Annotated in this window: 35 protein-coding genes and 1 riboswitch; of the genes, 20 read left to right on the top strand and 15 right to left on the bottom strand. The window is 59.6% G+C overall.

Going from position 1 to position 22902, the window contains the following annotated elements:
* The first annotated feature begins 25 nt into the window (after positions 1-25).
* The gene (locus SynTAK9802_RS07300) at positions 26-202 is read left to right on the top strand and encodes a hypothetical protein (protein WP_255487712.1); all 177 of its coding nucleotides are present in this window, start codon (positions 26-28) and stop codon (positions 200-202) included.
* Positions 199-1068: a sugar phosphate isomerase/epimerase gene (locus SynTAK9802_RS07295; protein ID WP_186495588.1), complete on the top strand. Its 870-nt coding sequence runs from the start codon at positions 199-201 to the stop codon at positions 1066-1068. The genes SynTAK9802_RS07300 and SynTAK9802_RS07295 overlap by 4 nt, the downstream gene beginning before the upstream one ends.
* Here the strand turns inward: SynTAK9802_RS07295 and SynTAK9802_RS07290 are convergent.
* From SynTAK9802_RS07290 to SynTAK9802_RS07260, 7 genes are read right to left on the bottom strand one after another with little or no spacing between them, the layout of a single operon-like run.
* Entirely contained in the window at positions 990-2060 is a 1071-nt protein-coding gene (locus SynTAK9802_RS07290) for an aromatic ring-hydroxylating dioxygenase subunit alpha (protein ID WP_186495587.1), read from the bottom strand. The two genes, SynTAK9802_RS07295 and SynTAK9802_RS07290, sit on opposite strands and share 79 nt — an antisense overlap.
* 22 nt (positions 2061-2082) lie before the next feature.
* Complete coding sequence (locus SynTAK9802_RS07285; protein WP_186495586.1) at positions 2083-2838, bottom strand: ABC transporter ATP-binding protein; 756 nt, start codon at positions 2836-2838, stop codon at positions 2083-2085.
* Positions 2839-2841: 3 nt separating this feature from the next.
* Complete coding sequence (locus SynTAK9802_RS07280; RefSeq protein ID WP_186495585.1) at positions 2842-3669, bottom strand: ABC transporter permease; 828 nt, start codon at positions 3667-3669, stop codon at positions 2842-2844.
* Positions 3669-4670 carry an ABC transporter substrate-binding protein gene (locus SynTAK9802_RS07275; RefSeq protein WP_186495584.1) on the bottom strand — a complete coding sequence of 334 codons (1002 nt, stop codon included), beginning with the start codon at positions 4668-4670 and terminating at the stop codon, positions 3669-3671. The genes SynTAK9802_RS07280 and SynTAK9802_RS07275 overlap by 1 nt, the downstream gene beginning before the upstream one ends.
* A gap of 38 nt (positions 4671-4708) precedes the next feature.
* Positions 4709-5413, bottom strand: coding sequence for a hydrogenase nickel incorporation protein HypB (gene hypB / locus SynTAK9802_RS07270; protein ID WP_186498088.1), 705 nt, complete (start codon positions 5411-5413; stop codon positions 4709-4711).
* A 22-nt stretch (positions 5414-5435) separates the two neighbouring features.
* Positions 5436-5834 carry a hydrogenase maturation nickel metallochaperone HypA gene (locus SynTAK9802_RS07265; protein WP_186495583.1) on the bottom strand — a complete coding sequence of 133 codons (399 nt, stop codon included), beginning with the start codon at positions 5832-5834 and terminating at the stop codon, positions 5436-5438.
* A gap of 3 nt (positions 5835-5837) precedes the next feature.
* Entirely contained in the window at positions 5838-7028 is a 1191-nt protein-coding gene (locus SynTAK9802_RS07260) for an agmatinase family protein (protein WP_186495582.1), read from the bottom strand.
* A 26-nt stretch (positions 7029-7054) separates the two neighbouring features.
* Positions 7055-7155, bottom strand: a riboswitch (guanidine-I (ykkC/yxkD leader).
* 175 nt (positions 7156-7330) lie between these two features.
* On the opposite strand from SynTAK9802_RS07260, the gene SynTAK9802_RS07255 reads away from it, so the two are divergent.
* Positions 7331-7495 carry a hypothetical protein gene (locus SynTAK9802_RS07255; protein ID WP_170950588.1) on the top strand — a complete coding sequence of 55 codons (165 nt, stop codon included), beginning with the start codon at positions 7331-7333 and terminating at the stop codon, positions 7493-7495.
* 136 nt (positions 7496-7631) lie between these two features.
* On the opposite strand, the gene SynTAK9802_RS07250 is transcribed toward SynTAK9802_RS07255, so the two are convergent.
* The gene (locus tag SynTAK9802_RS07250) at positions 7632-7796 is read right to left on the bottom strand and encodes a hypothetical protein (protein WP_186495581.1); all 165 of its coding nucleotides are present in this window, start codon (positions 7794-7796) and stop codon (positions 7632-7634) included.
* A 303-nt stretch (positions 7797-8099) separates the two neighbouring features.
* Complete coding sequence (locus SynTAK9802_RS07245; RefSeq protein ID WP_244275955.1) at positions 8100-8255, bottom strand: hypothetical protein; 156 nt, start codon at positions 8253-8255, stop codon at positions 8100-8102.
* 125 nt (positions 8256-8380) lie between these two features.
* Between SynTAK9802_RS07245 and SynTAK9802_RS07240 the strand changes: the two genes are divergently transcribed.
* The 6 genes from SynTAK9802_RS07240 (at position 8381) to SynTAK9802_RS12595 (ending at position 11151) form a co-directional block, all read left to right on the top strand.
* Positions 8381-8680 (top strand): hypothetical protein, encoded by a 300-nt coding sequence (locus SynTAK9802_RS07240; protein ID WP_186495580.1) that lies wholly within the window; start codon positions 8381-8383, stop codon positions 8678-8680.
* Between the two features lie 209 nt (positions 8681-8889).
* The gene (locus SynTAK9802_RS07235; RefSeq protein WP_114988977.1) at positions 8890-9075 is read left to right on the top strand and encodes a hypothetical protein; all 186 of its coding nucleotides are present in this window, start codon (positions 8890-8892) and stop codon (positions 9073-9075) included.
* Positions 9076-9164: 89 nt separating this feature from the next.
* Positions 9165-9398 carry a hypothetical protein gene (locus SynTAK9802_RS07230; protein ID WP_255487711.1) on the top strand — a complete coding sequence of 78 codons (234 nt, stop codon included), beginning with the start codon at positions 9165-9167 and terminating at the stop codon, positions 9396-9398.
* A gap of 56 nt (positions 9399-9454) precedes the next feature.
* Positions 9455-10120: an SDR family oxidoreductase gene (locus SynTAK9802_RS07225; protein ID WP_186495579.1), complete on the top strand. Its 666-nt coding sequence runs from the start codon at positions 9455-9457 to the stop codon at positions 10118-10120.
* 15 nt (positions 10121-10135) lie between these two features.
* Positions 10136-10921 carry a J domain-containing protein gene (locus SynTAK9802_RS07220; RefSeq protein WP_186495578.1) on the top strand — a complete coding sequence of 262 codons (786 nt, stop codon included), beginning with the start codon at positions 10136-10138 and terminating at the stop codon, positions 10919-10921.
* Positions 10922-11022: 101 nt separating this feature from the next.
* Positions 11023-11151 carry a hypothetical protein gene (locus SynTAK9802_RS12595; RefSeq protein WP_255487709.1) on the top strand — a complete coding sequence of 43 codons (129 nt, stop codon included), beginning with the start codon at positions 11023-11025 and terminating at the stop codon, positions 11149-11151.
* 53 nt (positions 11152-11204) lie between these two features.
* Here the strand turns inward: SynTAK9802_RS12595 and SynTAK9802_RS07215 are convergent, their stop codons facing one another.
* On the bottom strand, positions 11205-11309 hold the full coding sequence (locus SynTAK9802_RS07215) for a DUF4278 domain-containing protein (protein WP_115160639.1): 105 nt from the start codon (positions 11307-11309) through the stop codon (positions 11205-11207).
* 107 nt (positions 11310-11416) lie between these two features.
* A complete protein-coding gene (locus SynTAK9802_RS07210) occupies positions 11417-11782 on the bottom strand; it encodes a hypothetical protein (RefSeq protein WP_186498246.1) in 366 nt (121 codons plus the stop codon).
* 33 nt (positions 11783-11815) lie between these two features.
* On the opposite strand from SynTAK9802_RS07210, the gene SynTAK9802_RS07205 reads away from it, so the two are divergent.
* From SynTAK9802_RS07205 to SynTAK9802_RS07180, 6 genes are all read left to right on the top strand, one after another.
* Positions 11816-12007 carry a hypothetical protein gene (locus tag SynTAK9802_RS07205; protein ID WP_244272209.1) on the top strand — a complete coding sequence of 64 codons (192 nt, stop codon included), beginning with the start codon at positions 11816-11818 and terminating at the stop codon, positions 12005-12007.
* A gap of 9 nt (positions 12008-12016) precedes the next feature.
* Positions 12017-12664 carry a ParA family protein gene (locus SynTAK9802_RS07200; RefSeq protein WP_186495577.1) on the top strand — a complete coding sequence of 216 codons (648 nt, stop codon included), beginning with the start codon at positions 12017-12019 and terminating at the stop codon, positions 12662-12664.
* 105 nt (positions 12665-12769) lie between these two features.
* Positions 12770-12997, top strand: a complete 228-nt coding sequence (locus SynTAK9802_RS07195; RefSeq protein WP_186495576.1) for a hypothetical protein — start codon at positions 12770-12772, stop codon at positions 12995-12997.
* A gap of 24 nt (positions 12998-13021) precedes the next feature.
* A complete protein-coding gene (locus SynTAK9802_RS07190; RefSeq protein WP_186495575.1) occupies positions 13022-13174 on the top strand; it encodes a hypothetical protein in 153 nt (50 codons plus the stop codon).
* Positions 13167-13376: a hypothetical protein gene (locus SynTAK9802_RS07185; RefSeq protein ID WP_186495574.1), complete on the top strand. Its 210-nt coding sequence runs from the start codon at positions 13167-13169 to the stop codon at positions 13374-13376. The genes SynTAK9802_RS07190 and SynTAK9802_RS07185 overlap by 8 nt, the downstream gene beginning before the upstream one ends.
* A gap of 238 nt (positions 13377-13614) precedes the next feature.
* On the top strand, positions 13615-15249 hold the full coding sequence (locus tag SynTAK9802_RS07180; RefSeq protein WP_186495573.1) for an FAD-dependent oxidoreductase: 1635 nt from the start codon (positions 13615-13617) through the stop codon (positions 15247-15249).
* A gap of 2 nt (positions 15250-15251) precedes the next feature.
* Here SynTAK9802_RS07180 and SynTAK9802_RS07175 read toward each other — a convergent pair whose 3' ends face one another.
* The gene (locus tag SynTAK9802_RS07175; RefSeq protein ID WP_170950632.1) at positions 15252-15434 is read right to left on the bottom strand and encodes a hypothetical protein; all 183 of its coding nucleotides are present in this window, start codon (positions 15432-15434) and stop codon (positions 15252-15254) included.
* A 1395-nt stretch (positions 15435-16829) separates the two neighbouring features.
* Entirely contained in the window at positions 16830-17081 is a 252-nt protein-coding gene (locus SynTAK9802_RS07170) for a DUF1651 domain-containing protein (RefSeq protein ID WP_255487903.1), read from the bottom strand.
* A gap of 254 nt (positions 17082-17335) precedes the next feature.
* Here SynTAK9802_RS07170 and SynTAK9802_RS07165 point away from each other — a divergent pair, with 254 nt between their 5' ends.
* Positions 17336-17479: a hypothetical protein gene (locus SynTAK9802_RS07165; protein ID WP_186495572.1), complete on the top strand. Its 144-nt coding sequence runs from the start codon at positions 17336-17338 to the stop codon at positions 17477-17479.
* 37 nt (positions 17480-17516) lie between these two features.
* Positions 17517-18701 (top strand): DUF4336 domain-containing protein, encoded by a 1185-nt coding sequence (locus tag SynTAK9802_RS07160; protein WP_255487708.1) that lies wholly within the window; start codon positions 17517-17519, stop codon positions 18699-18701.
* Here the strand turns inward: SynTAK9802_RS07160 and SynTAK9802_RS07155 are convergent.
* A complete protein-coding gene (locus SynTAK9802_RS07155; RefSeq protein ID WP_006849758.1) occupies positions 18691-19044 on the bottom strand; it encodes a DUF760 domain-containing protein in 354 nt (117 codons plus the stop codon). The two genes, SynTAK9802_RS07160 and SynTAK9802_RS07155, sit on opposite strands and share 11 nt — an antisense overlap.
* A gap of 49 nt (positions 19045-19093) precedes the next feature.
* Complete coding sequence (lepB, locus tag SynTAK9802_RS07150; protein ID WP_186495571.1) at positions 19094-19684, bottom strand: signal peptidase I; 591 nt, start codon at positions 19682-19684, stop codon at positions 19094-19096.
* 57 nt (positions 19685-19741) lie between these two features.
* On the opposite strand from lepB, the gene menD reads away from it, so the two are divergent.
* Genes menD through SynTAK9802_RS07135 form a run of 3 tightly spaced genes read left to right on the top strand, consistent with a single transcriptional unit; the run spans position 19742 to position 22853 of the window.
* Positions 19742-21427, top strand: a complete 1686-nt coding sequence (gene menD, locus SynTAK9802_RS07145) for a 2-succinyl-5-enolpyruvyl-6-hydroxy-3-cyclohexene-1-carboxylic-acid synthase (RefSeq protein WP_186495570.1) — start codon at positions 19742-19744, stop codon at positions 21425-21427.
* Between the two features lie 5 nt (positions 21428-21432).
* A complete protein-coding gene (gene menB, locus SynTAK9802_RS07140) occupies positions 21433-22302 on the top strand; it encodes a 1,4-dihydroxy-2-naphthoyl-CoA synthase (protein ID WP_186495569.1) in 870 nt (289 codons plus the stop codon).
* 5 nt (positions 22303-22307) lie between these two features.
* Positions 22308-22853, top strand: coding sequence for a L,D-transpeptidase (locus SynTAK9802_RS07135; protein WP_186495568.1), 546 nt, complete (start codon positions 22308-22310; stop codon positions 22851-22853).
* The last annotated feature ends 49 nt before the right edge of the window (positions 22854-22902 follow it).

Here is a 22902-nt window from a genome sequence, read left to right as displayed (position 1 = left end):
CTGAGACCAAGATCGCGCTCTGGTGGTGACAAGCTCCCTTCCCGGCACTCCGGTCAACCCACGCCAGACCATGTTGATCGCATCGTTGCGTGAAAGGTTTCTCTTGGCTGAACAGAACCGTGATGCCAAGGCGAAGCAGGCTCTCTTCCGCGAAGCGATCTATCTCGGCATCCAGCCACAGGTGTTTACAGAAATCAATTGAGCAGTCCCGAGTTGCTGCTGTTCAAAACACTGTGGGGCTGGACTGCCTCCCTTGAACAGGCCTGCTCATCCGCTAAAGGCCAGCGCTTTGATGGCCTTGAGGTGAACCTCGATCACCCTTGTCTTAAGGCTCTTCGGCCTGAAGGGGTTCGACGCTGCCTCTCCGATGCAAAACAGCATCTGATTCTCGAAATTGTTACCGGGGGGGATTACACCCCCGATCTCAATTGCTCGCCCTCGAAGCATCTTGATCAAGTTCAGAGCGGCTTGGAGCGGGCCATGGAGCTGGCCCCGCTGAAAATCACTCTGATCACCGGCAGCGACAGCTGGGATGAAGTCGAGCAGCATCGCTTTCTCGACAGACTTCTGGATCAAGTTGATGCCTGTTCGATTCCGGTGACGCTCGAGACGCATCGCAGTCGTTCTCTCTTCGACCCATGGCGCATGCCCGCCTGGCTGGCCCGCCATCCACGGCTACGGCTCACAGCTGATCTCAGTCACTGGTGTGCGGTATCGGAACGGTTAATGACACCTGAACTGCCCCCCATTCAGGCGATGGCCCCTCGGGTTGATCACATCCATGCCCGAATTGGCCATGCTCAGGGCCCCTCCGTCAGCCACCCTTTCGCACCGGAATGGGCTGAGGCCCTCGAGAGCCATCGCCGCTGTTGGCAGTTGTTTCTCGATCAGAGCGCGAGGCTCGAACGGCCGATCACGATGACGCCTGAGTTTGGCCCCGATGGCTACATGCCGCTTCAGCCATTCACAGCTGCACCCCTTGCGGATGTTCAGCTCCTCAATGCAGAGATGGCCTCATGGCTGAGTTCCTCAATGCTGTTTCCTGCTGATCGCAACCGTTCTCGATAAAGACCCTGCCAATGCAGGATCCTTCGTTCCAGCTGATGCGGAGGCCCTGGCTGGAAATCCTCTTGATATCCGTGTTGGACTGATTCAACCAAAGCCTTGTCTTCGTTCAGAAAGGTGAGCATGTCCCTCAGCCAGGCGTCGGCTGTGGCTGCATCGATGGCGTCTCTGCCTGCGAACAAGTGCAATTGCATCGTGCAGCGGTCGGGTCGTTCGGGCATGAATTCCAGCCATGCCAACCGCCCGTCTGGCCAGACCAGAAGATGGCTCCATGGCGGCAGTCCGAAGGTGAGCAATCGACCACCGTCCAAGTGGGGGGTCTCCAGAAGGTTGTTGTGTTGGCTGAAGCGATGGCGGTAATCCCGCACCGGCCCTTGTTCGCGGTGCAGCGTTGTCGGATGGGCAATGGCGACGTGGTAGTCGTCAAGTGTGTTGTCGTGGGCGATCTTCCAGTTGCAGGCCAGGCTGCTTCGGCTCTGGCGCAGCAGGGTGGATGAAGTATTCCAGGCTGCTCCGGCTTCGGTATGAACCAGCTGCAGCTGCTCCTCGAGCGTTAGAGCCTGGTCGCTGAAAGCGATCCAGATCAGTGGGCCATCAATGCGGCAGGCAAGCTCTTGCAATCCCCATCTCTGCCGGTCAAAGTCCTGCACAAAATCGGCTTCACGTGCCGCGGCCAGCAGCTCTCCGCGCAGGTTGTAGGTCCAGCCGTGATAAGGACAGACCAGGCGTCGACAGGACTGCCCCATTCCTCCGCCTTGCCGAAATGCAACACCGCGATGGGGACAGCGGTTGCGAAAAGCACGGGGATGTTCACCCTTGGGCCAGGTGAGCAGAAGTGGCTGATCCAGCATGGTGATGGCCAGCACCTCTCCCGGTTGGAGATGGCTGATGGGTGCAACCGGATGCCAGTAGTGGTTGGCATACGTGTGGATGTCCCATTCATGCATCGCGTCGCCGAGGTACAGCGATGCAGGAAGGAACGTCTGATTCAACACGGCTTCACTTCGGACAGTTCAGTCAGGACAGTGCCGGCTCCAGCTCCCGCATGGTGGCGGAGAGGGAACGACGCATGGAGAGGAAGTCGCTGCTTAGGCGCAGCTGATCGAGATCGGTTTTATCGAGATCGACATCGAGTGATCGAATGATTCGCCCTGGATTTGGGGCAAGCACGTGGACGCGCTGGGCAAGCACCAAAGCCTCTTCCACGTCGTGGGTAATCAGTAGAACTGTCAGGCCTGTTCGTTGCCAGAGCTTGAGCAGGAAGTCCTGCATCGATTCCCGGATCTGTAGATCCAGAGCCCCGAAGGGTTCATCCAGCAACAGGATGCTGGGGTTGGTGGCGAGGGCCCGGGCGATGGCCACCCTCTGCTGCATTCCGCCCGACAGTTCGCGCGGCAATTTTGTGGCGGCGTCACTAAGGCCAACCACTTCGAGGAAATAGGCGGTTCGCTCCTTGATCTCTGCTGCTTTCATCCGCTGAAGTCGCATCCCGAAGGCAACGTTCTCAGCGGCGTTGAGCCATGGATAAAGACTGTATTTCTGAAACACCATGCCCCGGTCTGGCCCGGGACCAGAGACTGGCGTGCCGTCAACAGTGATGCTGCCGCTGCTCGGTTGATCCAGACCAGCAATCAGCCGCAGAATCGTGCTCTTCCCGGACCCAGAGCTGCCCACAAGGGCCATGAAGTCTCCGGATTTCATGGAAAACGAAAGGTGATCGAGGATCAATTTCTCCCCGAAACGCTTGCTTAGGTTGTTAACGATCAGTTCCAAGGCTCACACCGCCCATTTGCAGCTGAGACGCAGCAACAGCCTGAATCCCATGTCGATGGCGAAGCCGATCAAGCCGAGAACGATCAACTCGGCGAAGATCTGATCGGTGCGGAAAAAGCGCTGAGCCAGCTGGATGCGTTTGCCAAGGCCCACTTCCGCGGCCACCAGCTCAGCCACCACCACAAGGTTCCAGGAGGTTGCGATGTTGATGCGCAACGTGTCGATGATGCTGGGCAGGCTGTAGCGGGCGACGACTTGCACCAGGACCTGCCGGCTGCGACCACCCAGGGTGAGTGTGGTTTCGATGAGTTCTTTGGGAACGAACTTCACCGCATCCATCACCATCAGGATGTTGAAGTAGATCGTGCCGAGAAAAATCAGAGCGATCTTGGGTTCCTCCCCGATGCCGAGGTAGATGATCAGCAGAGGGATGAATGCCGCTGCAGGCATGTAACGCAGCATGGCGATCAGCGGCTCGCAGATTGCGCAGATCGCTGGGTACACCCCCATGCAGATGCCGATCGGCACCGCCAGAAGTGTGGCGAGAAGAAATCCTCCAAACACGCGGCCGGTGCTGGCCACAATGTCTTGGAAAAGGATTCCGCTCTCGGCCATGGAGGCCAGGGAGCGGAACACGGCCTGCGGAGAGGGAAGGAATTTTTCATCCACCAGTCCGAGGGAAGCGATGGCGGTCCAGAGCAGCAGGGGCACCAGCAGTGATGCCACCTGCAGGCCTCCACGCACGGCCTTGGATGGCATGGCACCAAGGGTGAACAGGGAAAGAAGCCCATGGCTTCTCCCCTTGCGAGCAGCGGCGGCCGTGGCAGTCATCAGGAGGCGGCGACCTTCTTGATGAAGCTGCCGTCAAACAGCTTGCTCATGTCTGGTTTCTCAGGGATGAAGCCCACCGAAACCATGAAGTCGGCCATCGACTCAGCGGCGAATGGCATGAACTTCATTCCCTCACCAGTGCTGAAGGCCTCGAGGTTTTCCTCGATGGAGAAGAAGCGGGTGCCGTCTTTGTACTGCTCGTATTCCTCAGTGGGAATGCCGGCACGCTTGGCCATGATCGCCTCGGATTTTTCGGGGTTCTTTTCCATGAACTCGCGAACGTCCCACCAGGTCTTCACGATCTTCTGCACATCGTCGGGTCGCTCCTTGATCAGATCACCGCTGACGGTGAGCAGATCAGGAATGGCACCGGGATACTCCTTGGAGCTGGCGATCACCTGGGCACCTTCTCGCTGCATGGCGGTGCCTGTGTAGGGAGGGAAGGCACCAACGGCATCAACTTGACCGGCCGCGAATGCAGTGGCTGCCTGATCGGTGGGCATGCCTTTGATCACCACGTCGTCGCGGCTCATGCCCGCATCCTTGAGGGCCAGGCTGAGCAGATAGTCATCCACAACGCCTTCCTCAACAGCAACGGTCTTGCCTTTGAGATCGGCGATGGATGTGATGGAGGCATCGGCAATGATCTGGTCATTGCCAGCAGAGTTGTCGTTCACCAGAACCACCACTTCACCGCCGTTCTCACCCGGCAGGAAAGAAATGGTGTCGTTCAAGGTTTGGGAGTTGCCGTCGATCTTGCCAGCGGCGAAGGTTTCCATCGACTGCACGTAGCCGTCGAACCACTTCATCTCCACATTCACGCCGTTCTTCTCGAACAGCTTTTCCTCCACGGCAATCGCCCAGGGCCACCATCCGGCCCAGTTGCTGTAGCCCAAAACGATCGGGGTGCCACCCACCGTCGGTGTGGAGGGCTTGGAGCAAGCGACGGCCAGCACGATGGCGAGGCCGGCGAAGAGAAGGTTGCGCAGTTGTTTTGTCATGGCATGGGCGGGAGGAACAAGACGTTGAATTGATCTGCTCAGGCGGTGGCCAGAGCAGGGGTTGTGGTGGTCCGGCTGGCGAGGGCTTGCCGCACCCAGATGTGCCAGGCATCCAGGCCTTCACCTGTCAGGGCTGAGACCTCGATCACCGTGGCGTTGGGATTGATGCTGTGGATGTTGCGGCGGATCGCTGCCACATCCACAGGCAGGTGGGGCAGAAGATCCACCTTGGTGATCAGCACCACATCCGCGTTGCGGAACATCAGGGGGTACTTGAGCGGCTTGTCATCGCCCTCGGTCACGCTGAGCAACGCCACTTTGTGGTGTTCCCCAACGTCAAATTCCGCAGGGCAGACCAGGTTGCCCACGTTCTCCACGAGCAGTAAATCCAGCGCGGAAGGATCGAGCCGTTGTTGCAGCAACTCCAGGCCACCACTCACCATGGCCGCATCGAGGTGGCAGGCTCTGCCTGTGGTGATGGGCACCACCGGGATGCCAACGGTTTCCAATCGGTCGGCATCCAGCTGGGTGGTCATGTCGCCTTCCAGCACGGCCATGCTGAGTTCGCGAGCCAAGGCTGGGAGGGACCGTTCGAGCAGGGCGGTTTTTCCTGCGCCTGGGCTGCTCATCAGGTTGAGGCAAAGCAGATCCCAGCTCTGGAAATGCTCGTTGTTGTGTTCGGCCTGATGGTTGTTGGCGGCAAGCAGATTGAGGCCGAGGGTGTCCTCAAGAGGCATATGCATGGCAAAAGGGGGGGTATTGGTTTCAGCGCTGACGCTGGATTGGAACGGACTCAAGGGCAGCGGCGGCATCGCTGCGGTAATCGATGCTGCGGATGCGCAATTCCCTACCGCTGACGATCTCCTCAAGCGGGTGATCGCAGCAGGGAGAGCGGTAGGCGTTTTCGGGTACGGGGTCGTAGGTGCCGTTGCAGATCAAGCAGCGGCCCACAAAGGGGATTTCCTTGATCGTGAGCCGGGATCCATCCAGCCAGGTGCCCTGCACCGCAGCGTTGTAGGTGGTCACCAGTTGATCGGGTTCAACGCAGGTGAATCGGCCCACATCGAGATGAACGGTCTCGACCATCGCAGAGGTGTCTTCGCGACGGTCGCGCCATTCATTCAGGGAGATCAGCAGGCACTTGGTCATGTCGACTTCATGCATGGCCTATCTCCACTTCTGATCAACGTTCATGTTGCAGGTGTCGCTGATCCACTCCGGCTTCTCTTTGCGGGGCAACTGACCGCTCACCACAAGGTGGGCAATGGTGTCGCAAATCACCCGGGTGGCCATCAGGGAGGTCATGTCACTGATGTCGTATGGAGGTGAAACCTCAACGATTTCCAGGCCGCAGACGGGAACGTTGCGCACGATCAGCTCGAGCAGCTTGAGCGCTTCTCGCGGCATTAGGCCACCGGGCTCAGGCCAGCCAGTTCCCGGCACGAAGCCGGCATCGATGCAGTCAATGTCGAAGGAGATGTAGACGCAGTCCGTGCCATCGGTGGCTCGTTCAATGGCGTACTGGGCTGCGGCTTCCAGCCCCATTTCAGTGATGTCGGTCACCGTGAGCACATTGGTGCCCCGCTCCCTGCAGACCTTGACGCCCTCGCGAGGCACTTGCCATCCACCAATGCCTAGCTGCACCAGGTTTTCTGCCGGGGCGTTGGCCATGTTTGTGGCATGGAACCAAGGGCAGGTGTGCATCCGCTCATCAAGGTCGATCTCCTGGGTGTCGACGTGGCGATCGAAATGGATGATTCCCACTTTTTTGTCGCCGAGATGGCGACACACCCCACGCACCGTGGGGAAACCGATCGAGTGGTCGCCACTGAGGATGATCGGGAAGGCGCCGCTCGAGAAGACGTGGGCGATGCCTTTGGAGATCTGATCGAAACTCTTTTCGTTGTTGGCCGGGATCGTGAAGATGTCACCCACATCGCAGAGGGTGATCTGTTCACGTAGGTCGACCCCCATTTCGTAGTTGTAAGGGGTGTAAAGCGCTGAAATTCGTCGGATCCCCTGGGGGCCGAAGCGCGTTCCGGGCCGGTAGGTGGTGCCGCAGTCGTGGGGTACACCAACGATGGCGACGTCGTAGTTGCCTACCTGGTTCACATCTTCCAAGTAGGGCGCCTTCATGAAGGTGTTGATGCCGGCGAAATGCGGCAGCTCGCCTCTAGAGAAGGTTGAGATGTTGCGGTCAACAATGCTTTCGGCGGCTTCAAGCCCGAAGCGTTTGGCCTGGTCAACTTCTTGCTGCCAGCCAATGAGTGGAAGCTTGCGTTCCTTCTCGAGTGCCTGCATGCCTTCGCTGGGATGCGAACGCTGGAAGGCCCCTGAAGGGTCCGATGGGGATGACATCAAACAAGGGAGTGTGCGTTGAGGCGGTCTCCCGGGCTTTTGTCCCTCCGTGCAACCGGCAAGGCCGGTGGAAACCTCTTGGACCAGGCATCCCCGTGAAGAGATCGGAACCCTAGGTTTCATCCGCAATTTCACTGTCTGCGGCTTTGATGCTCTGCGGAGTGTGAACCGCTACAAATGATTGGTGTGGCTGATTTTGCAGAAGATGGCTGTTGGGTAACAACAGCTGCTAACAGCAGGTAACAAGCCAATTCGCGTTGTCAATCGTGCTGCTTAGCGTTTGCTCAGCACGAATGATTGCTGTGAGTGAATCCTTCGGTGGTCTGCCCAATAAAGAGTTGAGTTCTGGTGTGTCGCAGTGGTGGCGCGAACGGGTTCAACACCTGATTGATTGCGGCAGGGCTGAGGATGCCCGCTGCCTTTACCTGGAGTTCGGGGAGGACAGTGCAGGAACGCTGGGCTTCTGAAAAACCCTCATAAAAAAGGAGGGTTCCCTAGGCCCTCCTGGAGTCGACGCATTACCCCTCACCGGGGGTGCGCCAAGTGTTACGTGCTGAACACTCAAGCGCTGTAAGTGTTGATACTTATTCCTGGCCGGAACGATCAACTTAAGGATTGTTCCTGACGCCGCAGAATTTCATAGGCCTGCCAGAGACCTTCAACGTCAGAGCACACCGCCTGTCGATTGCAGACGCGGTAGCGGCCTCGGCCGATGGCATCAATGGTTGTGCCCTTTGAGGTGGCACAGATGCGACTGATGCTCTCCATGGGATTCGCTCAGTGGATCAAGGATCTACAGCCGTGAGGGGGCGGCGTGCACATCTGATTTGCAGTTCTAAATCTCTTCTGCGGGAGAAAAGATCCATGGCTAACAGCTCAGCGCCATAAAAAAACCGGGCCTGGCCCGGTTTTTGTTCAGCTTTTGCTGGCGTTTTGAACGCTCAGGCTTTGGAAGGCTTGGTGGTGAGTGCAGCAGACATGGCGGAGGCCAGGAGCACGCATCCGGCGACGGCGAGGAAACCCATGGATCGGGGGGAGGGAACGACCTGAGCATCATTCCCACAGCTGGCGTCAGCTTTTGTTGCTGTTGGCACGGAATTCGGAAGAACCTTGCTTTCGGCCGCCCTCGGCCGTTTTCACAGGCATCTCCTGACGGTCGAGACAAGAGGAGCACAGCAATTTCCCCTTGTTGCGCCAGTAGGCCGCCATCGAGCGCTCGATGCGCATGGAGCAACCCTCACAGCGAAATAACGGCATCGACGGCTCCGCGACGCAGCCCTTCTAACGCAACGGCGCGGTTGAACCGGTGTTCTCTGTGACGATGGGTGCGCTTCGCTCGCCCTAGCCTTGTGATGCAGGCCCTGAATTTGTTGCTGCTCAGCCTGATGGCGCCTGTCGCCTCTGCCTCCATGTCGTTTCAGCCCTTGGATCGGGTGGAGGGTTGGTTGATCGAGCGACGTTTGGACGCCAACCAGGATCCGATCTGCCGTGCGTCTATGCCAGGACCTGGCACCTGGTTCTCGGCACGGGTTCATCTTGATGCGGACAACGAGATGGTGGTGCCTGCCGGGCTGCATCGGCCGGACGAAACGAGGCTTGAGGCTGTGCGTGATGCGCTCCGGCGTTGTCGCGCCAGTGTTCTTTATTTGTAGTGGATAAAGCTTTGTGGCTGGGGCCGCTGCTGATCTGAAATCGAGCTATGAAATCGGGGTCGGCAGTTGCAAAATCGTCGACTCCTCACACCACCCGAGCCTCCGCCAAGCGCGGGGGCTTTTTTTTTGATCGATCCCGAACAGCACCTTTCGATTTTGTGCTCCGCAAATGTTTTGCGGTTGTGATGTTTTTAACCGCTAGATCTCTGATGTATTGCATCGAGAGGCTTGATACAGGAGGGCAGTGGATCCAGGAGATCTGCTTCAAAACGGAGTTCAAAGCCTTTGTGAATGCCCGCACCAAATCGCGCGCCACGTTGAAGACCTATCGCGTGGTGCATGCCACCTGGAATCAGGTGGTCACCGTTGTGCAGGGATCAGCTGAACCCCATTGATCTGCCTTGCTTCGGCGTTCCCCGAGCCGGTGCGATCCCGAAGACTTCAAGGCTCTTTCTTGGATGTGAAATGTCCTGAGCCATAACCGGTGGCCCAGGCGTCTGTGGGCATGATCCTCACGCGGTATCTCAGCAGTGAAGGTTGGGTGGACGAGTGTTCCCATGCCAACGCTTTTGATGCCTACATCGACGCACGGCGACGCTGCGTGCTGCGGGGCTGTCCTTATCTGCTGGTGGATGCAGAGACCGGCAGCACGGTCTCCGTGCTCACGGTGAAACAGTGTTTGCACCAGTACGGCGTCGAGGGGGATTTTCCGGCGTGATCGCTTCAGGGGATCGACGCAAGAGCCGGCAGGATGGCAGTTGCTGAAACCTCCCGATGGCGACGTTTCTGGTCACCGGCGCAAACCGTGGGATCGGCTTGGAATACTGCAGGCAGCTCAAAGCCCGTGGCGATGACGTGGTGGCGGTTTGCCGTCAAACCAGTGATGAACTGGAGTGCCTGGGGGTGCGGGTGGAAGCCGGCCTTGAGTTGAGCGACAGCCAAGCCATTGATGACCTGGTGCAGCGACTGGATGGTTTGCCCCTCGATGGCGTCATCCTCAATGCCGGGATTTTGCAGTCGATGGGCCTGATGGATTTGGATCCCTCCGGGATTCGCCGCCAGTTTGAGGTGAACGCCCTTGCTCCTTTGCTGCTGGCCAGGGCGTTGGTGGATCAGATGCCCAACGGAGCGAAGTTGGTGCTGATGACCAGCCGCATGGGCTCCATCGACGACAACAGGTCGGGAGGCTCCTATGGCTATCGGATGTCGAAGGTGGCGCTCAACATGGCCGGAAAGTCGTTGGCGATTGATCTGGAACCGCGGGGCATCGCCGTGGCGATCTTGCATCCCGGATTGGTGCGAACTCGCATGATTCGCTTCAATCCCAGCGGGATCCCCCCCGAGCAGTCGGTGACGGGGCTGTTGGCACGGATCGATGGCTTGACCGTGGCCACCAGCGGCAGCTTCTGGCATGCCAATGGTGAGTTGTTGCCATGGTGAGGCGGGAGACACGCTTTGGGCTTTGATCCGCGTCAGTGGTCAGGCGGACGCCCTGAACAACGGGTCACCAGCAATGTTGAGGCGTTGCTGGCGGAGAACGACGCTTTGCGTCGCGAGGTGTTGCGGCTCAACCGTGAGTTGGAGCGACTGCAACGTCAGCAACGCCAACGCATTCGTACGGACCCCAGATTCCATCGCCCCTGGACTGAGCCATCGGCACAAGCTCCACCGCGCATCAGCAGCCAACAGGTGCGGGCCTGGGGGCAGGCCCTGGCTCAGCAGCCGGGATGGACGGCACTGCGTCAGCGCGGATTGGAGCTATTGATCGAGCAGCTCAACCGCAGCAGTTTTCCTGCCCACTTAACCCTTGAACAGCGGTTGGATCGGTTGGTTCGGGGGCTGGGAACAGATCTCATGGCGGCGGTGGGAGCCAAGCCGAACAAGCAAACAACGGCCGTTCTGGCGGCGTTTGCCTTGTTTGGGGTTCGCGCCAGTGAATGGCTGGATGAGGATCCACAGCGTGTGGTGGAGCAGTTGCGTCAGCATCAGGACCAATCAGGTTCAAGGCGGCAGGGTCGCCGCACCCGAACGGACCAACGTCAAACGGATCGTCAGGACGATGGCCATGCCCGTGATCCACGCCGTGCCGCTTTAAGGGTGTTGGGCTTGGAGGCCAACGCGTCCCTCGCTGAGATCAAGCAGGCGCATCGAAAACTGGTGAAGCAGCACCATCCCGATCTCGGTGGTTCTGCTGAGGCGTTTCGACGCGTCAATGAGGCCTATCAGTCCTTGGTTCAGTAACGCCTTGGTTCGATAACGCCTTGGTTCGATAACGCCTTGGTTCGATAACGCTGACTTTGCCGTGTTGATCGGTCTTATCCGATGATCTAGTGCAGCAATAGGTGGTGTTGATGCCGGTGGAAGTTGGTGTGGTGCTGATTGGTGCTGGCTTTGCCGTGGGTGTGTCCCTCGCTGTCGCCGTTTGGTTTGAACGTTGGAAGGCAAAACAGCCCGATCCTGAAGGCAAATAAGCCATAAAAAAGCCCCGCCGAGGCGGGGCTTGTAAGAGGTCGTCGTGCTGTTGTCAGCGGGCGACTTTCTGACCGCGGTAAACAAGAACTGGGCGCTGAGCGTTGGACGCAGCAGCGTTGTTCTGGTTGTACTTCTGGCCGCGATAGGTCAGGGTCATGATTGGTTCCTCGAAGCAAGCTCAGGTCCCCGTTCCATGGCCTGAGTCGAACTGCGCCTCGCCGAAGACGAGGTGAACGTGATTGCGTAGCAGTTGCTACAGATCCTTTATAGGGTTGGTGTCAATCGACGTGTCGTTCGTGCTGTTACAGAACAGGAGATCTGTTCAGCTCCGATGGGTTGATTCAGGCCCTTTAAGTGCTTCAAGCGCGTTTGGGTGGTGTGTGCACCGGGCGTGGCTTGAGTTGAGGTGCTTTCTGGGTCATCACGGCTGAGGGTGAATTGAATTGATTCTGTCGCCGCTTGAATGGTCGGAATGATGGATCGGCTACCGATCAAGAGGTTCAGGCCCTTATCGCTCTGGCTTGGACTCAAAGCTTCCATTAATTCGTTGTTCTGCTGAACAGTTCGGCTGCGATTGAGTGATCCTTGATGCTTACTCAGTGTGAAGCTCATGGCGCCGAAGGACGCCATCCGTACGGTGTGGGCAGGTCAGTTTTCGCGGTCATGAACAGCTCTCAGAGCAAGGATGATTGGGTGAAGGCGCAGCAGCACAAGTTCCACAAACCCATTGATGTGGACACATTGATGTGGGTGCGCAATCGCCTGATGCGTTTGGAAGTGGAGGCCCGTTGGGCCGACCGCATCTGTGTGTTTGAAGAGTTCTTCCCCAACGACGCGATCATTCCGCGCATCTGAACCTCAGCCATGTTTTTGACTGTCTTTGGCCAGAAGGGTGGTGTGGCAAAAACCTGCACCAGCATTCACTTGGCTTGTGTCTGGGCCCAGCAGGGCCTGTCGGTGTGTGTTGTTGATGCGGATCGCAACCGCTCGGCAACTGCCTACGCAGCCCGGGGGATGCTTCCATTTGAGGTGGTGCCTGTGGAGGCTGCAGCAAAGGCCACCCGCCATGCCCAAGTGATCATCACCGACGGGCAGGCCAGCAGCCACGAAGATGAACTCAAGAATCTTTCGGCCGGAGCAGATCTTGTTTTGCTGCCCACTACGCCGCAGGCGAGATCGGTTGAGCTCACTGTTGAACTCTCCTCAATCCTCAGGCAGATGGACACCATGCATTCCGCATTGTTGGTGAAGGTGGACAGCCGAAAACAACGGGTTGCGCAGGAAGCACGCCAAATTTTGGAGGGTTTTGATGTGGATGTGATGCAGGCGGAAATCCCCTTGTTGGCGGCGTTTGAAAAAGCAGAAGTGGAGGGTGTTTGTGTGTCGAGTGCCGTCGATGACCGTGGCCGTGCCGATCTGCGGCGCATGGGGGGATGGGCGGCCTATTGCCAGGCTGCTGTTCAGATCCGTGATCGCTCGTCGGCAGCAACGCCTGACCCCATCAGTGCTTGATCAAGAAACAGCTCACTTTTGGCGACGGTCGCCAATCAGACAGATCTTCTGAGCTTCAGCCGCAATCCTTACCTCAGCTGATTGAGGGTTGATGGGTCGCAGTTCTTGGTTGAAGAATCCCACCCGTTGTTCAGCAGCATCCACCTGGCAGCCCCAGGCTCAATCCGCTTCCTCTGGACAGGCGACGGTTACTGCATCCGCTGCGGCGGTTCTGCTCAAGACGCCGAGCATCTCCACCAAAGCCGCATGATCGAAGCCGTTGTGATGCTTGCCATTGGTTTGTCGATGGCAGGCGTGGTTCTTGGCAATTTGAACAACGACGAGCCCGTTTAAGTTCAGAAGCAGTTGCTGCTTTTGATGGCCACCTCATTTGCCTTCATGCTCGGGCAGCTTGAGATCAGCAATCTCACAGCGGCCTTCCTCGCTCTGGTGGCGGTGGTCTTTGTGGGCAGCTTTGCTGTGGTGTCGTTGCAGACCGGTGAGCTGATCAAACCTCCAAAAAATGAGTGACACGTTTGAGCTGAATGGCCGGCAGATTGTTCTGAAGGCATCCAGCGATCGTGTCGTCGCAGAACGGGTGTTGCGCCACATCCAACGGCGGATGCATGAAGACGACTGGCGGCCCTACACCAGCAAGGCCGATGCCGTTCAAGCTTGGTTTCGTCTCGGCGGGATTCGAGCTCAAGTGCTTGAGGCTTTGAATCTGGTCTGATCGCGCCCTGAAGCTCAGAACGATTCCAGCAACTGGGTCATCGCTGCTGCGGCACCGATGCCACCGAAGAACAGCACCAATGGCAAAAAAACAGGCCAGCGGACGGCTGAATCTGAAGCCATAAAACGGTTTCATCTCCCGACGACGCTATTCATTCCCTCTTCTCTGTGGCGATGGCGACCTTTTTCGTGCCATGGCTGCATGATGTGAAACCTCTCCCAGCATCTCTGTTTGGTCGATGCCTGAGCTTTCCAAGGCCGCTAACGCTGATGCTTCCCATGTGGTGGTGATCGGTGGAGGCTGGGCCGGCTGGGGTGCAGCCAAAGCTCTCTGTGAAGCCGGCGTTCGCGTCACCCTGGTTGACGGGATGTCGGATCCCACGGGGAGAACGCCGATGCGCACCGCCAGCGGTAAACCCTTCGAAGCGGGCACCCGGGGCTTTTGGAAGGATTATCCCAACATCAATGCGCTGACCGATGAGCTTGGGCTCACCGATGTGTTCACTGCATTCACCACCAGCGCCTTCTGGTCTCCCGCCGGTCTTGAGGCCACTGCCCCGGTGTTCGGTGACGGGTTGCAGTTGCCCAGCCCCCTGGGGCAGGCCATGGCAACGATCAAGAACTTCAAGCGCCTGCCTGTTGCCGATCGCCTGAGCATTGCCGGCCTTTTGGTGGCGATGCTTGATCTGAACCGCAACGAGGAGACCTTCCGGCGCTACGACGCCATCGATGCGTTGACCCTGTTCCGTCAACTGGGAATCACGGAGCGGATGATCGATGAATTCTTGCGTCCGATTCTTTTGGTGGGTCTGTTCAAGCCACCGGAGGAATTGTCGGCAGCCGTCACCATGGAGCTGCTCTACTACTACGCCCTGGCGCATCAAGATTCCTTTGATGTGCGCTGGATTCGCACTGGCAGCATCGCCGAGCAGCTGATCGCTCCCCTGGCGGAACGCCTGCTGGACTCCGGTTTGCTCACTGTTCTGGGAGGAACGTTGGCCACGCGCCTGAATCTTGATCAGCCAGGCGAAGCAATTCGCTCGGTGGAGGTCAGCTGCAAAGCAACAGGCCGCTCCAGCGTTGTTGATGACGTTGATGCGGTTGTGCTGGCGGTGGGTGCCAAGGGCATGCATGCCCTGATGGTGGAGTCGCCGCGTTGCAGTGATGTGCTGCCGGAGCTGGCTTCTGCTGGTGGCTTGGGTGCGATTGATGTGGTGTCGGTGCGGTTGTGGCTGGATCGCACCATCGCGGTCGCCGATCCCGCCAATGTCTTCTCGCGCTTCGACGCCTTACAGGGTGCGGGCGCCACATTTTTCATGCTCGACCAGCTGCAGGACGCGGATCTTGATGCGCTCTGGGGCGGCAGCGAGCCTCAGGGATCCGTGGTTGCCAGCGACTTCTACAACGCGACGGCAATCGCAGCCTTGAGTGATCAGGAGATCGTTGACACCCTGCTGAAGGAGCTGTTGCCCCAGGTGGTGCCGGCCTTCCGGCTTGCCCAGGTGCTGGAGTTTGAGGTGCGGCGTTACCCGGGCTCGGTGTCGTTGTTCTCCCCCGGCAGTTTCAGCCAGAGGCCCCCGCTGCAGACGGCACTTCCTTCTGTGGTCTGCGCTGGCGACTGGGTGCGGATGGGCGAACGCGAGCACGGTGCCAAGGGCCTGTGCCAGGAACGGGCCTACGTCTGCGGTCTTGAGGCGGCCAACGCCTTGATGCGCAGTGGGGTGGTGAGAGGGGCGAATGCTGCGACCCGCCCAGAACATCCGGTGCGGCCGATCCGTCCGGAAGAACCCCAGGTGCTTTTGGGCCGGGCCCTCAACAAGCTCGTGATGGATCCCCTGGAGGCGTTCGGGATCCGTTGGCCTTGGCTGGCCTGAGCTCAGAAATTCAGTTGACCTGAAAGCCAGAGTTCCTGCCAAGACCCTGCGGCTGAGGCATTCAGCGCCATCAGGATGGTCACGCTGATGCCACCCAGGGTGAGCCCGACCCCCATCATGATCAGGGCGGTCAGTCCTTCCGCTTCGGTGAGCGGTTGCTTTTCGAGAAAGCGACGCTTGGCCATGGCTGCTGATCCGATGCACCCGTTCTGCATCGGCCTTAGGCCACTTGGCAACAGGCCGTATCACTCATTCACGCAGAGCTGCGGGGGAATGACTCGGCGTTGCTTAGGTTGCTGGCCTGCGCTTGACGCCGCCCCGATGGGTTTCATCATGCAGCCATGACTGGTTTGATCTGTGGCATGACCGCCCTGTGGCTCCACGCTTGGTGGTGTTGCAGAACAACCAATTCGCCTGCGGTCAAACGCAGCTGGCCTTACCCGCGCTCGTGGAAAAACAGCGCCGATCTGTATGAAAGGCCCTGCCGCCGTCACCGTCATCTCAGGGCGCGCACGCAACTCAGCGCACGCAGCCGCCGCAGCATCGCCGGTAGAACACCTGTCTTGGTAGCTCAAGTTACTGAAAACGCTTAAGTTGGCGCCTTTGGATTTTTCTGTTGAACGGCAGCCAATCGGTCGAGGCCAGGAGTGAGAAGCGCCATCAGCAGTTGATAGGAGTGTTGTTTGTGGCTGCAGCGCTCGGCGTTCTGGCGTTGTTGACGATCCGTCTTGGCACCTGTTGCTCCTGGTTCGGTTCGCACTGACCTTTTCGGTTTGGCAGCTGGAGCTCATTGGTGTTCATTGCCTCGGCAAGGCTGCGCCAGCCACCAGGTGTGGTGTCCTCAGCCCTTGATTGTGGGTGCAGGGCCGGTATGTTTCATCTGTCCCCATCACCTGGCTTCAGCCCATGCGGCTGAGGCTTTTTTATTGTCTCTTTGCAGGACGTTGTATCAAAGCAAACCAACTTCCGATTGTCTTAAGTGACATCACTTGGTGGAAACGGCCACATCGATATCACGTTCCTTAAGTTGAAAAATCACATCTTCCCTTGATGTCTCCTGCTGAATTGTCGAGCATCAAATGGGAGAAAGATGGGGAGATGTCTGCGCAAGACACCTGGACTCTGGTGAGAAAGCTCACCAAGGTGGAAGAACAAGACAAAGCATCCCACCTGTTGCATTTGTCTTCGAAACACAGCCACTCCAAGCGCTCCTATCGCCGCTAAATTCGACCCCCTTTTTTGCAGGCGGGCTGGTTGTTGATGGAAACGTGGGTGAGGTTGTTCGTTCTGACTCCCCCCTTTGAGGGAGGGCGCCGCCTTGAACACTCCCTCATCTGAGGGATCGACCGTTGGTGTTGGTGGGTTGGCGGCAACCGGGAGAGTGGTGCTGTTCTGGGCCGGAGTGGGTGCTTTGATCCTGGCCTGATCGATTCCTCTGCAGAATCACTGCATTGATGGGGAGTGTGGTGGCTGGAGCTGGTGTGAATCCTGCGGATCAGCGCTGGGGTTTCTGGCCGCTGCTGCCACCAAGTGTCCAGTTGCCTACTACTTATGTGGACTTGGTTTGCCTGTTTACTGCCCTACCGAAGTGGGCCGGAGCACCTCCTCCAGCCCATTGACTTGAGTGCATTCCATTTCTCCAGCGCCTCTTGTCGTGTCATCAGTTGACTCCCCTGAGGAATCGGGTCGTCAGGTGGTCGCCAATGGAAGCTGCGCATGAAGATCGACTCGCCTTGAGAGCCATCCTTGGCGGCGGTGAATTGGTAGTAAAGCTGCTGTGGCTCATTGGCAAGCCATGCGCCAACAGACTTGTAGGAGAGTTCTTCAGTGATGAGTTCGCTCCATAGGAGAGGAGCTTGATCGATCGATCAGACGGCTTTTTTCGTAGGTGAGCTGGCGGAGCCTTTCGATGTGCTGCTCATGCTCTCCGCTGCTCCAGTGCTGTGGGAAGGCCACTCGGGCTTGAAGTTCCGAGATTTGGTTGTTGAGTTTTCTCGCTGGGTCCTCGGACCAAGGGTCCTCTACACAGTGGACCATCACCGGCCCCTTCTGGTGGGTAAGAAGGGAATCTTCCTCATAACTACTGATGGACCTCTCTGGAGAGGTCGTTTTCCCATCAGGAAGGTGGCCCCATCCCTTTGGTGGCTTTGTGTTGCTGGTGAGTTGGCGGCAATCGGCCTGGCGAGTGGTGCTGTTCTGCGCCGGAGTGGGTGGTTTGACCCTGGCCTGATCCATTCCTCTGCAGAATCACTGCATTGATAGGGAGAGTGGTGGCTGGAGCTGGTGTGAATCCTGCTGATCAGTACTGGGGTTTCTGGCCGCTGCTGCCGCTTTACCCCTACGGCCGCCGCCGCACGCTGTTCAGTGAGCTGATCCCTGGCCAGCTCTGGAGCCTTGAGCAGCTGCAGGGGGTGTATTACGTGGCCGTGCCGGTGCGGCTCACTGTGGCCAAGGTGACCGGCGGCTTGATGTTGTTTAACCCTCTGCCGCCCACCGGTGAAGTGCGCCAAGCCATCGCCGGGCTGGAGCAACAACACGGCCCTGTGCGCACGATCGTGCTGCCCACCGCCTCTGGCTTAGAGCACAAGCTTCCCCTCGGTCCCCTGGCCCGCGCCTTTCCGGATGCGGACATCTGGGTGTGTCCGGGGCAGTGGAGCTTCCCGGTGCAGTTGCCTCTGTCCTGGTTGGGTGTGCCGGCACGTCGCACCAAGGTGTTGTTCGACGATGGCCTTCCCCATGGCGATGTTTGTGAGTGGTTCTCCCTTGGACCGCTCGACCTTGGCGTGGGCCGTTTCCAGGAAGTCTCCTGCTTCCATCGCCCGTCAGGCGCTCTGTTGGTGACCGATGCCCTGGTTGGCATCAGTGCTGAACCCCCAGCGTTGTTTGCCCTCGATCCAACGCCGCTGTTGTTCCATGCCCGCGAACGCGGCGATGAGCCTCTCACTGATTCAGCGCAAGCCCGCCGCCGCGGCTGGGCCCGGCTGGTGCTGTTTGCCTCCTACCTGAGGCCGGAACCGCTGGAGGTGCCCGCGCTGCCGGAGTTGCTGCGGGATGCGTTCAAGCCAGGGCTCCGTTCCCTGAAAGCCCACTTCGGCCTCTACCCCTTCCGCTGGAAGGCCGGTTGGCAGGCGGCTGCCGATGGCTTGATCGGCGAAGACGCGCCCAAGTTGCAGGTGGCCCCGGTACTTGAGCGGTTGGTGTTGCCCAGAGCCAAAGAGGCTCTGTTGCGATGGCTGCAGGGGTTGAGCGGCCAGGCTGAGCTGCGCTGGCTGGTGCCGGCTCACTACAGCGCGCCGGTCACATTCACCCCCGAAACCGTGCAACACCTGCTCGCGTCATTGCAACAGCGGGACTGGGCTCCAAGTTCTGAGAGCTGGGAGTTTCTCGGATCCATTGATCAGCGTTTGCTCGATCTCGGCGTTGTGCCTGATCAGCCCGTGATCAAAGCTTGAGTTCGTCTTCCGGCTCGATCGCCATCTGTTCGTCAGCGAACAGCGTCTCTTCCAGCTCCTTGCGCTGTTCCATCTGGCGCAGGAAATACCCAGTCATCATTGCCGAGGCCAGCATGTTGGCGAGGTTGTCGCGGTTGGCCGTCACCTTCACCTCAAAATGCTCGCCAGGAAGCATTCCCAGCAGGCCCTGAACGTTGTGGCGAATGATGTCCTGAATATCGTTGCTTGCTGATTTAGCGACCCGCTGCAAGGTGTCTGGAGACTGCTCCTGCAGGTACTGGATCAGGCTGTTCCCCGCGTGACCATCACTGCTGTCAGTTGTCAGGAACTCGGGGTTAAACATTCGTGAGTGATCTACATCACGGACTTGACCTTAACGCAAGCCATTGGCATCAAACGCCATCGCTGCTGTCGGTGATCCGTAACGGACCGAACCTCTGCAGCGGCCAATACCGCCACACCGCCGTGCCCAGAACATTGGTTTCCGGCAGTGATCCCCAGAGGTGGGAATCGAGGCTGGCATTGCGGTTGTCCCCCATCACCCACAGCTGATCCGCCGGCACGGTGATCGGGGCCATCTCGTAGTTGATCGCTTCCGCCAACCAGGGTTCCGCAGCCGGTTCACCGTTGCGGAACAGCCTGCCGTCATGCACCTCCAACTGATCGCTAGGCAGCCCCACCACCCGTTTGATCAGTGCTGCAGATGCGTCGTAGCCAGCGGCCACGAGCTGCTCGGGCGGGGCGAACACCACCACATCGCCCCGGTGCAGATGGCCGTGGCGGCTGCGAGCCAGGCGCGGTCTCACCTTCTCCACCAGGATGCGGTCCTGCAGCTGCAGGGTGGGCAGCATCGAGCCTGAGGGAATCCAGCGCGGTTCCACCACCAACCAGCGCAGCAGCAGCGCAAGCAGGGCCCAGAGAATCAGATTGCGCCAGAAGCCCTTGCTGTCTTCTCCTGGAGCGGGTGTCGTGGGTTGGGTCATCGTTGACCGAAGATCACACCAGCCTGGCCTGCTGCACTGACCATCGCTCGCGCCAATTTGCAGGCCGCCCTCACGCTGCTGGAGGCTCTTTGTCTTCAGGGGCTGAAGCAGCTGGTGCTTTGCCCTGGCAGCCGTTCCGGCCCCCTGGCAACAGCCGCGGGAATGCTGGCCTCCCAGGCGAAGCTGCAGCTGGTCACGGCCATCGACGAGCGTTCGGCCGCCTTTCTGGCCCTCGGCATGGCGACCGCCCATGGCCGTGCCGTGGCAGTGGTAACCACCTCCGGCACCGCGGTGGCGAACCTGCTTCCCGCTGCGGTGGAGGCGGACCGCTCCTGTCAGCCCTTGCTGCTGCTCACGGCGGATCGCCCCGCCCGGCTCAAAAACTGCGGTGCCAACCAGACCGTCAATCAGGAATCTTTTCTGCTCTCGGCCTGTCGCTGGTTCGGCAGTGGAGCGGCAGACGGCGTCCACACCCAGGCCAACGACGCCCTCAACGCCCTGGCGGTGCAGGCCTGGCAGCAAGCCCAGGGTTCAGGCGCTGGGCCGCCGGGAGCGGTTCACCTCAACTTGCCCTTCGAGGAGCCGCTGCACACCACCCTTGAACAGCAGCAACAGCTGGTTTCGGCTGTGCTCACGCCCATGGCTTGCCCTGAGCCTTCACGCGAGATCGCACCTGCGCCTCGCCTTGATCCAGAGCGCCCGGGGGTTGTGATTGCGGGGCCTTGGCGCGGTCTTTCGCCCGCGGCGGAGGCCTATCAACAGGCCCTGCATCGCTGGCTGAATTTCAGCGGTTGGCCTCTGCTGGCTGATCCCCTCGCTGCCCTTGCTCCCGATTGCCCCAACCGCATCGAGCACTGGGAGTTGCAACTGGATCGGCTGAACCTGCCTGACGACGCTCAGGTGTTGCGGCTGGGACCGATGCCCGCCAGCCGGCGGTTGGAGGCTTGGCTTCAGCGCCATCAGGGCCCCCAACTGTTGATCACCGAAGGGGATCCAAGGCCGCTGGATCCGTTGCAGAAATCCAGCCAATGGTCGGGGGGCATGGCTGCCTGGATCGCTCAACAGCCTTGTCTGGAGCCGCTGAGTAAGCCATCGGTTGGCACCGACGACCTCTCGGCCTGGATCGAGGCCCAGCTGCCCTTGCGTGGCGCCGTCAATGAGCCCGCCCTGGCCTATTGGCTTCCCCAGCTCCTGCCGGAGTCGTTCCCGCTGATGTTGGCCGCCAGTTCACCGGTGCGCGATTGGTTGACCTGGGGTGGGCCCGCCTGCGGCCGCCACCGTTGCTTCAGCTTCCGCGGCGCCTCGGGCATCGACGGCACCTTGTCCCTCGCCATGGGGCTGGCGGCGAATCTCGGTCCGTTGGCGCTGGTGACCGGTGATCTGGCCCTGCTGCACGACAGCAACGGCTGGCTGCATGCATCGTCTGCTGTTGCAGCTCCACCACTGCTGGTGCTGTTGATCGACAACGGCGGCGGCGGCATTTTTCAGCAGTTGCCTATTGCCACGCCGGGCTTCGAAGCGCTCTTCGCCATGCCCCAGCAGGTGGATCCCCTGGCCCTGGCGGCAGCCCACGGTGTGCCTGGAAGCCAGGTGGCCTGTCTGGAGGATCTGCAGGAGGCCTTGGCCTGGGGCTTGTCGCAGCAACGGCCGGTGTTGTTGCGCTTGTGCAGCGACCGCGGTCGTGATGCTGCCCTGCGTGAGCAGCTGCGCGCCGCTGCTCAGAATGAACGCACCGAGCCCTGAACCCGATGAGTGACATGCGTCAGGTGCTTCCCGGTGCGCCAACCGCGCAATGGACACCGTGGGGCAGCTACCAGGACATCCTTGTGGACCGTTGCGCTGACGGCCTGGCGCGTGTGGCCATCAACCGCCCCGCCAAGCGCAATGCCTTCCGCCCGCAGACGGTGATGGAGCTCTGTGATGCCTTCACGCGCATCCGGGATGACCGTGACATTGGTGTGGTGCTGTTCACCGGCGTTGGTCCAGCCCCCGATGGTGGTTATGCCTTCTGTTCCGGCGGTGACCAGAGTGTTCGTGGCGACGGCGGTTACGTCGGTGAGGACGGCTTACCCCGCCTGAACGTGCTGGATCTGCAGCGCATCATCCGCAGCCTGCCCAAGGTGGTGATCGGCCTGGTGGCCGGCTATGCCATGGGCGGCGGCCAGGTGTTGCATTTGCTCTGCGACCTCAGCCTTGCTGCCGAGAACGCTGTGTTCGGCCAGACCGGCCCCAAGGTCGGTAGTTTTGATGGCGGCTTTGGTGCGGGCTACCTGGCGCGGGTGGTTGGCCAGCGGAAGGCTCGTGAAATCTGGTTTCTCTGCCGCCGTTATGGCGCCAAGGAGGCGTTGGACATGGGGCTCGTCAACGCAGTGGTGCCGTTGGAGCAGTTGGAGGCGGAGGGGGTGCGCTGGGCCCGCGAGGTGCTGCAGCACAGCCCTACGGCCATCCGTTGCCTCAAGGCCGCATTCAACGCCGAAACCGATGGCCTCGCCGGGTTGCAGGAATTGGCGGGCAATGCCACCCATCTCTTCTATCGAACCGAAGAAGCCGTGGAAGGCCGCAATGCCTTCCTTGAGAAGCGGTCTCCGGATTTTTCCGAGACAGGCTGGTTACCCTGACGGGCATGCTTCCTCTTCCTCCGCCGGAACCGCTGGCCCTGCTGCAGGCGGCGGCTGAGGATTCCGTGACGGCAGGCCTGGCTTCACTGGCTCAGGATCTGCGAGGTAACAGCACTCGCCATGTGGTGATGTTGCGCGGCCGTCGCCGTGTGTTTCTGCTCGACAACGGCAGGCTGCGCAACGCCTTTCCGGTGGCCATCGGCATGCCCGGCTGGGAAACCCCCACCGGAAGCTTTGAAGTGCTTCAGAAGATCCCCAATCCGGTGTGGGTGCATCCGGTGAGTGGCGAGCGGGTGGAGGAACAGGGGGCCAACAATCCCTTGGGAAGCCACTGGATCGCTTTCCATCGCGATTGCCGCGGCCGTGATGCCCATGACGGCGATGCCTGGATCACGATTAAGGGATGCACCACCACGGGTTTCCATGGCACCCCCCACCGCTGGACGGTGGGACGGGCCGTTTCCCATGGCTGCGTGCGGCTTTACAACGAGGATGTGCGTGCCCTGTATCGCCAGGTGTCGCTTGGAACTCAGGTGACGGTTCTTCCCTGACGGAACAGATTCCTAAATTCCCCTTAAAGTCGCCGCGCCAACGCCGATC

The organism is Synechococcus sp. TAK9802, assembly GCF_014279535.1.
Lineage (GTDB): Bacteria > Cyanobacteriota > Cyanobacteriia > PCC-6307 > Cyanobiaceae > Parasynechococcus.
Note: the sequence above shows the minus strand (reverse complement) of the source record. Positions and strands in the feature narration are given on the sequence as shown.